We start from the raw sequence: 14,188 nt of genomic DNA, 5'->3' as shown, positions 1-14,188 counted from the left end.
GCGGGAGGCCGTCACAGGAAAACATTCCCATGACGGAATTCGCCCCGCCGAACCCCCTTCTCCAACTACCGCGCAACCACCGCGAGACCAGGAATTCATCATTCCTTATGGACTCCCTACTTCAGGACAAAGCGGCCCGTCACCCATACGCGTATCGCGCCGTGTCCGCATCCGTGTCCTCACCCTGTCGGGTGGTCCCGCACACCTAGCATCGTGGCTCCAGCCCGAGACCGGACCAGGGCCGAACCACGACCGGACGAGGCCCGCACCGGTGACCGCGAGGGGGCAACGATGGGGACGGACACCGCGGGGCCGACAGCAGCCGTGACTCCCCTGCGGCGGCGGGGCCGGCTCCTCGTGGACTGGCTCACGACGACCGACCACAAGAAGATCGGGCATCTCTACCTGGTCACATCGTTCGGCTTCTTCCTGGCAGCCGGGTTCCTGGCCATGCTGATGCGGGCCGAGCTGGCCCGGCCCGGGCTCCAGCTGATGACGAACCAGCAGTTCAACCAGGCGTTCACCCTGCACGGCGCGATCATGCTGCTGCTCTTCGCGACGCCGACCTTCGCGGGCTTCGCCAATGAGATCGTGCCGCTGCAGATCGGCGCGCCGGATGTGGCGTTCCCACGACTGAACATGTTCTCGTACTGGCTGTTCCTCTTCGGCGGGCTGATGGTGCTGGGCTCCCTGCTGGTGCCCACCGGCCCCGCCGCGTTCGGCTGGACCGCCTATGCCCCGCTCAACAGCCTGGACCGGTCACCCGGCGTGGGCATCGATCTCTGGATCATGGGGCTCGCCTTCTCCGGCTTCGGCACGATCCTCACTTCGGTGAACTTCCTGACGACGATCATCGCGATGCGGGCGCCGGGCATGACGATGTTCCGGATGCCGATCTTCACCTGGAACATCCTCTTCACCACGATCCTGGTCCTCGCCGCCTTTCCGGTGCTGGCCGCGGCGCTGCTGGTGCTGGAATCGGACCGCAGGTTCGGCTCGGTGGTCTTCCAGGCCGAGAACGGCGGTGCGCTGCTGTGGCAGCACCTCTTCTGGTTCTTCGGCCACCCCGAGGTCTACATCATCGCCCTGCCGTTCTTCGGCATCATCACCGAGATCATCCCGGTCTTCTCCCGGAAGCCGGTCTTCGGCTACGTCACGCTCGTCGGCGCCACGATGGCCATCACCGGACTCTCGGTCGTGGTGTGGGCGCACCATATGTTCGCCACCGGGGCGGTGCTGCTGCCCTTCTTCTCCCTGCTGTCGTTCCTGATCGCCGTGCCGACCGGGGTGAAGTTCTTCAACTGGAGCGGCACCATGCTCAGAGGGTCGCTGTCGTTCGAGACACCGATGCTGTGGGCGGTCGGCTTCCTGGTGTCGTTCCTGCTCGGCGGGCTCACCGGCGTCATCCTCGCGTCCCCGCCGATGGACTTCCAGGTGACCGACTCGTACTTCGTCGTCGCCCACTTCCACTACACGGTCTTCGGCACGGTCGTCTTCGCGATGTTCGCCGGGTTCTACTTCTGGTGGCCCAAGTTCACCGGCAAGATGCTCGACGAGCGGCTCGGCAGGATGCACTTCTGGACGCTCTTCATCGGCTTCCAGATCACCTTCCTGGTGCAGCACTGGCTGGGTGCGGAGGGGATGCCGCGGCGGTATGCGGACTATCTGGCGGCCGACGGTTTCACCGCGCTCAACACGGTGTCCACCATCGGCGCCTTCCTGCTGGGCTCGTCCACGCTGCCGTTCCTCTACAACGTCTGGAGGACCGCGAAGTACGCGAAGAAGGTGGAGGTGGACGATCCCTGGGGCTTCGGACGGTCGCTGGAGTGGGCGACCTCGTGCCCTCCGCCCCGGCACAACTTCACCGCCATCCCGCGGATCCGCTCCGAGTCCCCCGCCTTCGATCTGCACCACCCCGGGTTCGCGGCACAGCGCGAACTGCCGCACGGCGGCCGGCCGGTCATTCCCCCAGAGCCCGGGACAGCCGGTCGCGGATCGTCCTGATGTGTTCGGCCAGCTCCTCCGGCTCCACGACCTCGAAGTCGAAGCCCATCATCATCACATGAACGACCATCACCTCGAGGCTCCCCGCCCCGGTGTGCAGCAGACAGCTGTCGGGTCCCTCGGCCTCCAGCGTGCCGGCCGACGGTGACACTGTCCCGGCTGCCTGCTCGGCCGGTACATGCAGCCTGATCACCGCCTTCGCGGCGTAGGCGGCCGTCGACACCCCTTTCGACACATACGCGGCGAGGTCCTCGGCGGGTGGTGTCCGCGGGGCGAAGCGCGGTCCGTGCGGCGGCTTCGGAGTGATCCGGTCGGCACGGAACGTACGCCAGTCCGCACGGTCCACGTCCCAGCCGACGAGATACCAGCGGTGCTCGGTGCACACCAGACGGTGCGGCTCCACCGTGCGCCGGGTGGCCGAACCGTTGTGGTCCTCGTACGCGAAGCGCAGCCGCTCACTGTCCCGACAGGCGTTCGCCAGCTGGGTCAGGACCGAGGGATCGACCTGTGCCCGTGGAGCGCGCAGCATCGGCACGGTGAAGGCGTTGAGTGCGCCGACCCGGCGCCGCAGCCGATTGGGCAGCACCTGCTCCAGCTTCGCCAGGGCGCGTACGGAGGTCTCGCCGATGCCTTCGATGCCGTTGCCCGCGGCGGTGCGCAGGCCGACGGCGACCGCGACGGCCTCGTCGTCGTCGAGCAGCAGCGGCGGCATCTGGGCGCCCGCTCCGAGCTGATAGCCGCCGCCCGTGCCCGGGCTGGCATTGACGGGGTAGCCGAGCTCGCGCAGCCGCTCGACGTCCCGCCGCACGGTGCGCGGGGTGACGCCGAGCCGGTCCGCGAGATCGGCACCCGACCATTCGCGGTGGGCCTGCAGCAGGGAGAGGAGGCGCAGAAGTCGTGCCGAGGTTTCCAGCATGGGGCCGAGTCTGCCAGGCATCGAGGACAGCAACTGTCCGCAAGGCCTCCCGCCGTGAGGGACACGGCGGAAGAGCAAGGGAACGAGGACACGGCCACGGGCCCGGAGAACGTCGGGCAGCAGGAGAGTGCCGTGGAGCAAGGTGGAGCAAGGTGGAGCAAGATGGCAAGGAGAGTGCCGTGGACCGGGCGAGCCGGGAGATGCTTCCCTTCAGGATCGAGGTCCCTCAGGGTCGGAGTTCGACCGGCGCGGGCACGTCGCCGCCCCGGAGGTCCCCGAACTGCCGGCCGGGGGACGTCCGGGAAGCGTTCTTCAAGTCACTTCGCGGTCAGGCGCACGCACAGGTCGTTGTCGTTGCTGTAGCACGGCGTGGCCCGGTACTCGCCGGCGTCGTGGACCGGATAGACGAAGATGCTCTTCCGGTCCCACACGTCGTCGAGGAGGCGGGAGATCCGCACCGGTTTCGCGCCCTCGGACGGGCGCAGCCAGAGCGTCCACATCTGCTGCTTCACCACGGGCGCCTCGACGAGCGTGGCGTACGGCAGGGTGAAGCCGAAGGCTCCGCCGCCCTCGCTCGTCACCGCGAGCGGATGCACCTTGCCCCCGAGCCGCGCCTCCGCGACCGCGCCTTGGCCGAGCACGGCCCCGTACAGCACGCCCTCGACCACACAGGATCCCTGCTCGAAGCCGATGTCCCCGGCCTCGGCGTGCGGGTCGCGCACCCAGGAGCGCAGCGCGAGCAGCCCCTCCGCCGTCGGGTAGGGCACGCGCACGGCGACCCGGCCGGCCTCCGGAACCCGGTCCATGAGCGCCCTCAGGTCGCGGATGCCGGGCTCCACGGCGGCGCCGTCGTCCCTGAAGGCATCCCAGTGGCCCTCGGCGAGCTCCACCGTGCTGGGCAGGACGGCCCGGGAGCGGTCGCCCCCGGCCGAGGTGAGCGGCAGCCGCACGGTGTCCCCGGGGGCCGTGCCGCCACGCCGGCGCAGCACCAACGCCGCATCCTCCGCCGCAGCCCCGGCCATGTCGAAGGTGACGCCCCCGGCGGAGTCGGCGATGCAGTCGGCACGCGGCGTCAGCCCGCCCGTGGACGTGGTCATGCCGTTCTCCTCTTCCGGATCACATCTGCGGCCTTGTAGCGCAGACCGTACGCCCCGTCGAGCACCAGACCGCGCGAGCGGTGCACGGCGTCCCGCAGCGCTCCCCGCGAACGGCAGTTGGTGCCCTGGGCGATCAGATCGGCGAAGAGCGCCTCGTGCCGTTCCGCGATCCGGGCGGGGTCGAAGCGCTCGGCGGCCTTGCGGGCCGCCTCTCCGGTGCGCCGGCGCAACTCGTCGTCGTTGATCAGGTCGAGCAGCGCATCGGCGATCGCGTCCTCGTCGCCCACCGGTACCAGCCGTCCGTCGATCCCGTCCCCGATGATCTCGCCGGGCCCGTGCGGGCAGTCGGTGGAGACGACGGGAACGCCGCAGCGCATCGCCTCCACGATGGTCATCCCGAAGGACTCCCTGCTGGAGGTGACGGCGGCGAGCGAGCCCTTGACCCACTCCGGCTCCAGCGGATTGGCCGGTCCCATCAGGAAGACGTGGTTGTGCAGCCCGCGCTGTTCGATCAGCCCGCGCAGTGCACCCCGCTCGTTGCCGGTCGCATCACCGGTGCCGTAGATCCGCAGCCGCCAGTCGGGACGGGCGGCGACGACCTTGGAGAAGGCCTTGACCAGCAGGTCGTACCGCTTGACCTTGGTGAGCCGCCCGGCCGCGATCACCCACTTGGCGGCGGGGTCGGCAGGCGCCACATTCGGTGCGGGCACGCTGTTGGGCACGGACTCGATCCGCACACCGGGCAGCTTCAGCTGTGTGCGGTAGGCCCGGGCGTCGGCCTCGGTGACCGTCGTGACGGCGTCGAGCAGAGCGTAGCGGTGGCCGATCTCGCGGCGCAGCCGGTAGCCGTGGCTGTCCAGCGTGAGGTGCTCCTGACCCACACGGACCGTGCTGCGCGGGGCATGGCGGGCGATGTGGACGTTCAGACCGGGGCGGGTACCGACGACGACATCAGCCTCCAGCGACTTCAGATGGGCGGCGATACGCGCGTCGGTGAGCCGGCTGTACTGCTTCCAGCGGCCGTCGCCACGCGGGAACACCTTCGCGGGACGGGAGTATTCCGGGTTCGCGGTGTCGTTGGTGGGACTGCCCTTGCGCAGATCCACGAGATGGCGCATCACGACACCGGCGGGGGCGCCGAGTATCGGCTCCTCACGATGCCGGAAGACCGAGACGATCTCGACGTCGTGCCGCTCGGCCAGGATCCGGGCGAGGTTGAACGTCGTGCGGATCGTCCCTCCGATCCCGTACGCGTTGTGGAGCAGGAATGAGATGTGCATGCGCTGCCGCGTCCCCCGATGTTCATGATGGTCAGTGATGGACTGTACTCGCCGCGTGCAGGCGGTCCGTGGGCCGGGGACGCTGAGCCCATTCTCCGTCAGTTCGCCGCTCCCCGCTGCTCCGGTGCCTGCTGTGCAGTCAACGAGCCACGGGCGGAAAGGTCTTACGGGCGGGCCGGGGCTCGTGTGCCGCAACGCCTTCGTGTTCGGCCGTCGCGTCAGCCGTCGTGCCGCGCGGTGGCACGTTCGAGCGTCCGAACATCGATGTGTCGACTTGACGATCTGTCGCTCACTACCCCTTCACGCGTGACTCCTGCCGCGGATCGCCCGTTGTGCTCGTTATGAGCCGGGGACCCCCCGGCACCAACCAAGCACCGAGTCCGAGGAGCCACCCGTGCCGCGCATGCTCGACGTCAGCGAGGACGTACGCGCCGAGATCGGCGACGAAGAAGCCGACCGGCTGCTCGCCGGCGAGAACGCCCCGGGCAGCTACGACTGCACCTCCTGCCGCACCCCGGGGGACTCCGAGCAGGAACGGACCAGCACCGTGCTGTTCGTCGGCGAGGAGACCGCCGTACTCGCGTTCGCCCACGCCACCTGCATCCCTTCGCAGGTCGTCCAGGTCGCCGAGGAGCAGCTGAGGGGCGCCGTCCGGTCGATCACCGGCGAGACGCCCGCCCCGGCCGCCTATGGCGCCCCCGCGGCCCAGCCGGACCAAGCCGCGGGGAACGCGGCCCCCGGGCCCGCCGTGCTCGGCGTCACCAGCGGTCTGGTGCTGATCGGGGACGACCTCCACCCGGCACTCGTCGTCGAACCGACCGGGCCGATCGCCCGCCCCGGATCGCTGGGCGGCGGCGACGACTTCCTGCCGCTGCTGATCGAGCAGGGATTCCTGCCCGTGTCCGCGATCAACGAGGTGCCCCCGTCGCTGCACGGATGGTCGGTCCTGCTCGCCATGGGCCAGCTGCACGCCGTGCTCCAGCCGGGCACGGGCGGTGGCGGCCAGGTCGCCTGGTGGCAGGCCCATCAGCCGCTCCAGGTCACGGAGGGCTGGCGCACCGCGGCCAACAAGTCCCACAGGGTCCTGGTCTTCGCCGCCCCTGTCGGCTCCATCGGTCAGCAGCCGCGCGAGGACCTGCTGCGTGACGCGCTGGAGAAGGCGGCGGCGAACGGGCGGCTGGTCGCCGCCTCGATGCCGCTGGCGGGCACGTGACCCGGCTGGGGCCCTGCGATGGGTCCGGGCTGACCGGACCCATGCCCCGATGCGCCCCTCCTACCCCCGCCGAACTGCGATTTCCCGGACCGGCCCGCATCCGACGGGCATGAAGGTCGTTGGCTCATACGTGCACACATACGACCCCCTCCACGAGCCGTACCCGAGCCACATCCCCTCGGCCACCCCGATCTACGACGCCTTGTACTCCGAGTACCGGAGGGCGTTCCGGGCACTGCCCGGGGACCGGAGCGGCGAGGAGGATCTCGGCTTCAAGGGCTTCGGATCCGGTCCCCACAGCAGCCACACCGGATTCGGCTCAGGCTTCAGCTCGGGATTCAGTGGGGATCTGAGCATCTGGCAGGCCGGCGTCCGGCGGCGCACCGGGCAGCATCACGCAGCCCCTGCGGCGCTGCCGCCGGCGCCCCGCAGGGGGCTCTGACCGCCGCGGACATCATCCGAAGTGGCCGGGGCGTCTGTCGCCCCGGCCACTCGGTCGTTGTCGCGGGTCACCGCGGGCCGTCGGGTCCGCGGCTTCCTCCTGCCCCGTGGGCTACTTCTTCCGGCCGCGCTTCTCCCGAACCCGCACCGAGATGTGGATGGGTGTCCCCTCGAAGCCGAACTCCTCGCGCAGCCGCCGCTCGACGAAGCGCCGGTACCCGTGCTCCAGGAAGCCGGACGCGAAGAGCACGAAGCGCGGGGGCTTGGTGCCCGCCTGCGTACCGAACAGGATCCGCGGCTGCTTGCCGCCGCGGATGGGGTGCGGGTGGGCGGCGACGAGCTCACCGAGGAAGGCGTTGAGGCGGCCGGTCGGGACGCGGGTCTCCCACCCTTCCAGGGCCGTCTCGATCGCCGGGACCAGCTTGTCCATGTGCCGGCCGGTCGAGGCCGAGACATTGACCCGGGGCGCCCAGGAGACCTGCTGCATCTCCGTCTCGATCTCGCGCTCCAGGTAGTAGCGACGCTCCTCGTCGAGGGTGTCCCACTTGTTGTACGCGATCACGAGGGCACGGCCCGCCTCGACGGCCATCGTGATGATGCGCTGGTCCTGGACGGAGATGGACTCGCTCGTGTCGATCAGTACGACGGCCACCTCGGCCTTCTCGACGGCGGCGGCGGTGCGCAGCGACGCGTAGTAGTCCGCGCCCTCCTGGAGGTGGACCTTCTTGCGGATACCGGCGGTGTCGACGAACTTCCAGGTGGTGCCGCCGAGTTCGATGAGCTCGTCGACCGGGTCCCGGGTGGTGCCGGCCATTTCGTTGACGACGACCCGCTCCTCGCCGGCGACCTTGTTCAGCAGGGACGACTTGCCGACGTTCGGGCGGCCGATGAGCGCGATGCGGCGCGGGCCGCCGACGGCGGCGCCGAAGGTCTGCGCAGGGGCCTCGGGGAGAGCCTTCAGCACCTCGTCGAGGAGGTCACCGGTACCGCGGCCGTGCAGCGCCGAGACCGGGTACGGCTCACCGAGCCCGAGCGACCAGAGCATCGCGGCATCGGCCTCGGCGGACGGGCCGTCGACCTTGTTGGCGGCGAGGACGACGGGCTTCCCGGCGCGACGCAGAAGCTTGACGACGGCTTCGTCGGTGTCGGTGGCGCCGACGGTCGCGTCGACGACGAAGACCACCGCGTCGGCGGCCTCGATCGCGAACTCGGCCTGGGCGGCGACGGAGGCGTCGATGCCGAGGACGTCCTGCTCCCAGCCGCCGGTGTCGACGACCTTGAAGCGGCGGCCGGCCCACTCGGCCTCGTAGGTGACACGGTCGCGGGTGACGCCCGGCTTGTCCTCGACGACGGCCTCGCGGCGGCCGATGATGCGGTTGACCAGGGTCGACTTGCCGACGTTCGGACGTCCGACGACAGCGAGGACGGGGAGCGGGCCGTGACCGGCCTCCTCGATCGCGCCCTCGACGTCCTCGAGGTCGAAGCCCTCCTCGGCGGCGAGCTCCATGAACTCCGTGTACTCGGTGTCGCCGAGTGCCCCGTGGTCGTGCTGGTCGTTCATGAAGTCCGTTTCCTTGATCTTCCGTGGTGATCGGTGAGCGCCCGGCAGGCCCGCGGCCCGGGGGCTCACTACTTGAAGTCTCGCTCAGCGCCCGGTGAGGCGCCTGGCGTTTTCCAGGTGGGCGGTGAGCCGCTCCTGGATGTGTACGGTCGCCTCGTCGAGCGCGGCGCGCGTGCGACGGCCGGTGCCGTCGCCCGCGATGAAAGCATCTCCGAAGACGATGTCGACACGGCTGCGCAGCGGAGGCAGCGCACGTATCAGCCGTCCGCCCCGCTCACTGCTTCCCAGCACGGCGACCGGGACGATCCGGGCTCCGGAGCGTACGGCGAAGTAGGCGAGGCCGGCGCGGATCGAGGTGAAGTCGCCTTCGCCCCGGGTGCCCTCGGGAAAGATGCCGAGGACGCCGCCGTTCTCGAGCACGCCGAGGGCATGGGTGATGGCTGCGCGGTCGGCGCTCGTGCGGTCCACCTTGAGCTGCCCGATTCCGGTGAGGAACGAGCCGAGGGGACCGATGAAGGCCTCTTTCTTGATCAGGAAGTGAACCGGCCGGGGGGACGTGCCCATGAGCATGGGCCCGTCGATGTTGTGCGCGTGATTGACGGCGAGGATCACCGGGCCGGCGGCCGGTACCCGCCAGGCGCCGAAGATGCGGGGCCGCCACAGCCCGTGCATCAGACCGATGCCGATCCGCCGGCCGACGGCGGCGCCCTTCGCGGACGGAACGGTCACTTCGCGGCCCGCTTCTCCTCGTGTCCGGCCGTGCTCCGCCGCTCCTCGACCAGGGTCACGACGCACTCGATGACCTGCCGGAGGGTGAGCTCGGTGGTGTCGACCTCGACGGCGTCGCCCGCCTTGGCGAGCGGGGAGGTCTTCCGGCTGGAGTCGGCGGCGTCCCGCTTGATCAGCGCCTCGCGGGTGCTGGCGAGGTCGGCCGCCTCCTTGCCCTTCAGCTCCCCGCTGCGGCGGGCGGCGCGGGCCTCCGGGGACGCGGTCAGGAAGATCTTCAGATCGGCGTCGGGCAGCACGGTCGTACCGATGTCACGGCCCTCGACGACGATCCCCTTCTCCGCGGCCGTGGCGATGTTCCGCTGCAGCTCGGTGATCCGGGCACGTACCTCCGGGACCGCGCTGACCGCGCTGACCTTGGAGGTCACCTCCTGGGTACGGATCGGACCTGAGGCGTCCAGGCCATCGACGGTGATCGTCGGTGCGAGCGGGTCGGTACCGGACTCGATCACGGGCTTGCCCGAGGCGTTCGCGATCGCGGCCGGGTCGGCGATGTCGACCCCGTTGCTCAGCATCCACCAGGTGATCGCCCGGTACTGCGCGCCTGTGTCCAGGTAGCTCAGCCCCAGCTCTGCGGCGACCGCCTTGGAGGTGCTCGACTTGCCCGTGCCAGAGGGGCCGTCGATGGCGACGATCACGGATTCCACGGTGTCGGAGACCTTCCTCATACGCGTCTACGGGCAGGCCGGAATGCCAAGGTGCCCCGGACAAGGTTACCGAGTGCGGCAGAGGGCCCGTGCACCGCTTTCACGGACGGGCCCCGAGACCCCGCCGGGCGGCGCCCGGCGGGGGCAGTTCCGGCGACCGAGCCGAGGGGCCCCGCCCCCCGAGCGGCACACCGCCGGTGCGGTGTGCCCTACCGGCGGCGAACCGAGCCTCGGGACGGGCGGGGCGCGGCCCCGCTACTGCCGAAGGGCCCAGCCCCGCTCCCGCAGTGCGGTGCTCAGGACCGTCGCGGCGGTCGGCTCCACCATGAGCTGGACCAGACCCGCCTGCTGGCCCGTGGCGTGCTCGATGCGGACGTCCTCGATATTGACGCCCGCGCGACCCGCGTCCGCGAAGATGCGGGCCAGTTCGCCGGGCTGGTCGCTGATGAGCACGGCGACGATCTCGTACGTGGCCGGAGCCGCGCCGTGCTTGCCGGGAACGCGATCGCGGCCCGCGTTGCCGCGGCGCAGAACGTCCTCGACGCCGGCGGTGCCGTCGCGGCGCTTGTCCTCGTCCGAGGACTGGAGAGACCGCAGGGCACGGACCGTCTCGTCGAGGTCGGCCGCCACACCTGCGAGGACGTCGGCGACCGGACCCGGGTTCGCGGAGAGGATGTCGACCCACATCCGCGGATCCGATGCCGCGATACGGGTGACGTCGCGGATGCCCTGCCCGCAGAGCCGTACCGCCGTCTCGTCCGCGTCCGCCAGCCGCGCCGCCACCATCGACGAGATCAGCTGCGGGGTGTGGGAGACCAGCGCGACGGCCCGGTCGTGGGCATCGGCGTCCATCACCACCGGAACCGCCCGGCACAGCGCGACCAGCTCGAGCGCCAGGTTCAGCACCTCGGTGTCGGTGTCCCGGGTCGGTGTGAGCACCCATGGCCGGCCTTCGAAGAGGTCGGCGGTCGCGGCGAGCGGGCCCGAACGCTCCTTGCCGGACATGGGGTGCGTACCGATGTACGCGGACATGTCCACACCGAGGGCTTCGAGCTCCCGCCGCGGTCCGCCCTTCACGCTGGCCACGTCGAGATAGCCGCGCGCGATCCCGGCACGCATGGCGTCGGCGAGCGCGACGGGCACGAACGCCGGCGGCACGGCCACGATCGCGAGGTCGGCACGCCCCTCGAGTGCCTCGTCCGTACCCGCGCCGAGCGCGGCCGCGGTCCTCGCCTGCGCCGGGTCGTGGTCCTGGAGGTGGACGGTGACGCCCCGCCCGGCGAGGGCCAGTGCGGCGGAGGTGCCGATCAGCCCGGTTCCGATGACGATCGCGGTCCTCACTGGGCGATGTCCTTGCGCAGGGCGGCCGCGGCACCGAGGTACACATGCGCGATCTGGGACCTGGGCTTGTCGGACTCGATGTGCGCGAGGATCCGCACGACCCGGGGCATGGCCCCCTCGATGTCCAGTTCCTGGGCGCAGATGAGCGGTACGTCGACGATGCCGAGCCCGCGCGCGGCCGCGGCCGGGAAGTCGCTGCGCAGATCCGGCGTGGCCGTGAACCAGATGCTGATCAGGTCGTCCGCGGTGAGCCCGTTGCGCTCCATGATGGCGGTGAGCAGCACGCTGACCTGCTCGTCCATGTGTCCGGCATCGTCCCGTTCCAACTGGACGGCCCCCCGGACGGCTCGTACCGCCACGTCACGCTCCTTCACTCGGCAACAGCTCCGGCCAGCGTAGTCAGCCGCCCGGACGTACCAGCGCGGCGACCGCCCACCGAGACACGGGGACGGCCGCCGCGGACGGCGCGCGGAATACGATCAGATCCGCTGGGCCTTGATCAGCTCCTCCAGGGAGCCGCTCTTCGGGAGCTGTCCGTTCGGCGTCAGCCTGTCGACGGCCTTCGGCAGGGACTGGGCAATCTCGTCGGCCGCCTGCTGCGTCGACACTCCCGTCTCCTGTGCGACCTTCTCCAGGGTCTTGTCCGGCAGCGCCTCGGTGATCTGTGCGCCGCTGACCGGCTTGTTCTCGCCTGTGCCGATCCAGGACTGGGCCTGCTCGACGAGACCGGACTTGGTCAGCATGTCCATCAGTCCGGCGAGCGGGTTACCGCCGTTCGCTCCCGCGCCGCTGCTCGCGCCCTTGGCTCCGTTGCCACTGAAGGCGCCGAGAAGCGCGCCCAGGATGTTTCCGGCACTGCTCTGACCGCCGGTCTGGCCGCCGCTCTGCCCGCCGCCGAGGAGACTGCCCAGAAGACTGCCGAGATCGTTTCCCGCCATGGTCCTGCCTTTCGCGGAGTGGAAAAAGGGGGGATCACGGTCAATGTCACCCACACTCGGCGCTGCCGCCACCTGGACCACTACGGAGCGTCGACCGGTGGACACATCGCGTCACGTCCGTTTGCATGGAGTTCTCACTGCCCGCCATCCCTGCGGGAGGGGTCGATGAAGCACCCAGGACCACTGATCACCTTGTTCGTCGGGCTGGCGCTCGGTCTGTTCATGCTCTCGCTCAACGCCACCACAGGTGAGCCCGCGCCCACATCGCGTCAGCGTCCGGCCACCAGTGCGGCGCCGAGTGCGCGTCCGAGTCCGCCCGTGTCCCCCTCCCCGACGCCGACCCCGCCGCCCGCGGCCACCACCGCGGCCGCCCAGCCGCAGACCGAGTACGCGGGCCGCACGACCGACGACAGCGCGTCCGTCGCCATCTCGCTCCGCGGCGACAAGGCCGTCGCGTACTTCTGCGACGGCCGCACCCAGGAGGCATGGATGCGCGGGCCGGTGGAGGACGACGGGGACATGCATCTGAGCAGCAGCGAGACCAACGCGAAGCTGGACGCCGTCCTGACCGGGGGCAAGGTCACCGGAACGGTGCAGATCGGCGACCGCAACTGGCCGTTCACCGCCGACAAGGCGGTCAAGCCGTCAGGGCTGTACCGCGCCACCGCCCAGGTGCGTGGCGCCGAGCTCAGGGGCGGCTGGATCATCACGCAGGACGGCCGCCAGGTCGGCATCGTCAGCCGAGACGGCAAGCCCGCCGCCGCTCCCCCGATCGACCCGGCCACGGGTGCCGTCACCGTGGACGGCACCGAGCTGACCGCCCGCCCCGTCGTCCCCTGAGCGTCCCCGAGGTGCGTCATGAGTGTGGACCCGAATGCGCGGAGCGGAGACTTCCCGCCACCTCCGCCGCCACCGCCCCCGTCCTCGTCCCCGCCCGGGGTCACCGGCTCCGGGGCTGTGCGCTTCCTCCTTCCCGCCCTGGTCGCAGCGGCCGTCGCGGTCATCCTCGGGGTGTACGGGAAGGTGCACGACCCGTCCGCCACCGCGTTCAATCTGGCGGGTTTCACCAGCCCGAGCGCAGTGAAGTCCTGGCTGGCCACGGGCGCCCTGCTGTTCGCCCTCGTGCAGCTCTTCACCGCGCTCACGATGTACGGGCAGATGCCGGGCGTACGGACCGCTCCTCCCTGGACGCCCGTGCTGCACCGCTGGTCGGGACGGGTCGCGTTTCTGCTCAGCGTGCCCGTGGCCGTGCACTGCCTGTATGCGCTCGGCTATGAGACGACCACCGCGCGGGCGGCATGGCACTCGTTCCTCGGCTGCTTCTTTTTCGGGGCATTCAGCGCAAAGATGTTGCTGTTGCGCATGGAGCGACTGCCGGGGTGGCTGATGCCGCTTGTCGGCGGGCTGGTTTTCGTCACGCTCACCTTGGTCTGGCTGACCTCGGCGCTCTGGTTCTTCCGCACGTTCGGAGTGACGACATGAGTGACCGCGCGAGCAGTAAGGGCACCACCCGCCGTACGGTTCTGGTGACCGGCGGCGCCGCCGTCCTGGCGGCAGCCGGCTGCACCAAGTACGGGGACGAGAGCGGTGGTGGTGAGTCGTTCGAGCCGGCACCGACCTCGCCCGGCTCGTCCCCCGCCCAGGAGAACGGCAGCGCTCAGCCCCCCGCCGGTGAGCCGCTGGGCACCACCTCCGAGGTGCCGGAGGGCGGCGGAAAGGTCTTCGAGGAGCAGAAGGTCGTGGTGACCCAGCCGACGCGGGGCGACTTCAAGGCGTTCACGGCGATCTGCACCCACCAGGGATGCACGGTCGACAAAGTCGAGAACGGCACCATCGACTGCCCCTGCCACGGAAGCAAGTTCCGTATCGAGGACGGCTCGGTGGCGCGCGGTCCGGCACAGCGGCCACTGGAAGCGAAGAAGATCACCGTTTCCGGGGAGCAGATCCGCCTCACGTAGCCTGTC

At 70.3% G+C, this 14,188-nt stretch carries 15 protein-coding genes; 6 read left to right on the top strand and 9 right to left on the bottom strand.

The genetic code is table 11. The annotated features are described in order from the left end of the window. The first annotated feature begins 291 nt into the window (after window positions 1-291). Window positions 292-2,004, top strand: coding sequence for an aa3-type cytochrome oxidase subunit I (gene ctaD, locus AC068D_RS30700; protein ID WP_478826480.1), 1,713 nt, complete (start codon window positions 292-294; stop codon window positions 2,002-2,004). Here the strand turns inward: ctaD and AC068D_RS30695 are convergent. The 3 genes from AC068D_RS30695 to AC068D_RS30685 form a co-directional block, all read right to left on the bottom strand. Beyond that, window positions 1,961-2,920, bottom strand: a complete 960-nt coding sequence (locus tag AC068D_RS30695; RefSeq protein ID WP_478826370.1) for a helix-turn-helix transcriptional regulator — start codon at window positions 2,918-2,920, stop codon at window positions 1,961-1,963. The genes ctaD and AC068D_RS30695 overlap by 44 nt on opposite strands. A gap of 317 nt (window positions 2,921-3,237) precedes the next feature. Beyond that, the gene (locus tag AC068D_RS30690; protein WP_478826369.1) at window positions 3,238-4,017 is read right to left on the bottom strand and encodes a hypothetical protein; all 780 of its coding nucleotides are present in this window, start codon (window positions 4,015-4,017) and stop codon (window positions 3,238-3,240) included. Next, window positions 4,014-5,297: a glycosyltransferase family 4 protein gene (locus AC068D_RS30685; RefSeq protein WP_478826368.1), complete on the bottom strand. Its 1,284-nt coding sequence runs from the start codon at window positions 5,295-5,297 to the stop codon at window positions 4,014-4,016. Before AC068D_RS30685 ends, AC068D_RS30690 begins: the two co-directional genes overlap by 4 nt. Before the next feature lie 394 nt (window positions 5,298-5,691). On the opposite strand from AC068D_RS30685, the gene AC068D_RS30680 reads away from it, so the two are divergent. Together AC068D_RS30680 and AC068D_RS30675 are read left to right on the top strand one after the other, a co-directional pair. Continuing rightward, window positions 5,692-6,510, top strand: coding sequence for a hypothetical protein (locus AC068D_RS30680; protein ID WP_478826367.1), 819 nt, complete (start codon window positions 5,692-5,694; stop codon window positions 6,508-6,510). A 130-nt stretch (window positions 6,511-6,640) separates the two neighbouring features. Next, complete coding sequence (locus AC068D_RS30675) at window positions 6,641-6,952, top strand: hypothetical protein (protein ID WP_478826479.1); 312 nt, start codon at window positions 6,641-6,643, stop codon at window positions 6,950-6,952. 111 nt (window positions 6,953-7,063) lie between these two features. On the opposite strand, the gene der is transcribed toward AC068D_RS30675, so the two are convergent. From der to AC068D_RS30645, 6 genes are all read right to left on the bottom strand, one after another. Next, window positions 7,064-8,512, bottom strand: a complete 1,449-nt coding sequence (gene der / locus AC068D_RS30670; protein WP_478826366.1) for a ribosome biogenesis GTPase Der — start codon at window positions 8,510-8,512, stop codon at window positions 7,064-7,066. An 84-nt stretch (window positions 8,513-8,596) separates the two neighbouring features. Next, window positions 8,597-9,241, bottom strand: coding sequence for a lysophospholipid acyltransferase family protein (locus AC068D_RS30665; RefSeq protein WP_478826365.1), 645 nt, complete (start codon window positions 9,239-9,241; stop codon window positions 8,597-8,599). Next, window positions 9,238-9,966 (bottom strand): (d)CMP kinase, encoded by a 729-nt coding sequence (cmk, locus tag AC068D_RS30660; RefSeq protein WP_478826364.1) that lies wholly within the window; start codon window positions 9,964-9,966, stop codon window positions 9,238-9,240. The genes AC068D_RS30665 and cmk overlap by 4 nt, the downstream gene beginning before the upstream one ends. A 234-nt stretch (window positions 9,967-10,200) precedes the next feature. Continuing rightward, window positions 10,201-11,286, bottom strand: coding sequence for a prephenate dehydrogenase (locus tag AC068D_RS30655; RefSeq protein ID WP_478826363.1), 1,086 nt, complete (start codon window positions 11,284-11,286; stop codon window positions 10,201-10,203). After that, the gene (aroH, locus tag AC068D_RS30650) at window positions 11,283-11,645 is read right to left on the bottom strand and encodes a chorismate mutase (RefSeq protein ID WP_478826362.1); all 363 of its coding nucleotides are present in this window, start codon (window positions 11,643-11,645) and stop codon (window positions 11,283-11,285) included. Before aroH ends, AC068D_RS30655 begins: the two co-directional genes overlap by 4 nt. Before the next feature lie 120 nt (window positions 11,646-11,765). Continuing rightward, window positions 11,766-12,224, bottom strand: coding sequence for a YidB family protein (locus AC068D_RS30645; protein ID WP_478826361.1), 459 nt, complete (start codon window positions 12,222-12,224; stop codon window positions 11,766-11,768). A gap of 165 nt (window positions 12,225-12,389) precedes the next feature. Between AC068D_RS30645 and AC068D_RS30640 the strand changes: the two genes are divergently transcribed. From AC068D_RS30640 to AC068D_RS30630, 3 genes are read left to right on the top strand one after another with little or no spacing between them, the layout of a single operon-like run. Continuing rightward, the gene (locus AC068D_RS30640) at window positions 12,390-13,064 is read left to right on the top strand and encodes a hypothetical protein (RefSeq protein ID WP_478826360.1); all 675 of its coding nucleotides are present in this window, start codon (window positions 12,390-12,392) and stop codon (window positions 13,062-13,064) included. An 18-nt stretch (window positions 13,065-13,082) separates the two neighbouring features. Further along, entirely contained in the window at window positions 13,083-13,706 is a 624-nt protein-coding gene (locus AC068D_RS30635) for a DUF6529 family protein (protein WP_478826359.1), read from the top strand. Then, a complete protein-coding gene (locus AC068D_RS30630) occupies window positions 13,703-14,182 on the top strand; it encodes a Rieske (2Fe-2S) protein (RefSeq protein ID WP_478826358.1) in 480 nt (159 codons plus the stop codon). Before AC068D_RS30635 ends, AC068D_RS30630 begins: the two co-directional genes overlap by 4 nt. Window positions 14,183-14,188: the final 6 nt, after the last annotated feature.

The organism is Streptomyces sp. NPDC043861, assembly GCF_056435905.1.
The sequence above is the reverse complement of the archived record's forward strand: the minus strand, read 5'-3'. Positions and strand labels throughout refer to the sequence as shown.

What these genes read in the sequence shown, in the direction of transcription:
- cmk (WP_478826364.1), bottom strand. Translation starts at nt 9,966, where the DNA reads ATGAGGAAGGTCTCCGACACCGTGGAATCCGTGATCGTCGCCATCGAC.
- AC068D_RS30645 (WP_478826361.1), bottom strand. Translation starts at nt 12,224, where the DNA reads ATGGCGGGAAACGATCTCGGCAGTCTTCTGGGCAGTCTCCTCGGCGGC.
- AC068D_RS30690 (WP_478826369.1), bottom strand. Translation starts at nt 4,017, where the DNA reads ATGACCACGTCCACGGGCGGGCTGACGCCGCGTGCCGACTGCATCGCC.
- AC068D_RS30695 (WP_478826370.1), bottom strand. Translation starts at nt 2,920, where the DNA reads ATGCTGGAAACCTCGGCACGACTTCTGCGCCTCCTCTCCCTGCTGCAG.
- der (WP_478826366.1), bottom strand. Translation starts at nt 8,512, where the DNA reads ATGAACGACCAGCACGACCACGGGGCACTCGGCGACACCGAGTACACG.
- AC068D_RS30685 (WP_478826368.1), bottom strand. Translation starts at nt 5,297, where the DNA reads ATGCACATCTCATTCCTGCTCCACAACGCGTACGGGATCGGAGGGACG.
- AC068D_RS30635 (WP_478826359.1), top strand. Translation starts at nt 13,083, where the DNA reads ATGAGTGTGGACCCGAATGCGCGGAGCGGAGACTTCCCGCCACCTCCG.
- AC068D_RS30630 (WP_478826358.1), top strand. Translation starts at nt 13,703, where the DNA reads ATGAGTGACCGCGCGAGCAGTAAGGGCACCACCCGCCGTACGGTTCTG.
- AC068D_RS30640 (WP_478826360.1), top strand. Translation starts at nt 12,390, where the DNA reads ATGAAGCACCCAGGACCACTGATCACCTTGTTCGTCGGGCTGGCGCTC.
- ctaD (WP_478826480.1), top strand. Translation starts at nt 292, where the DNA reads ATGGGGACGGACACCGCGGGGCCGACAGCAGCCGTGACTCCCCTGCGG.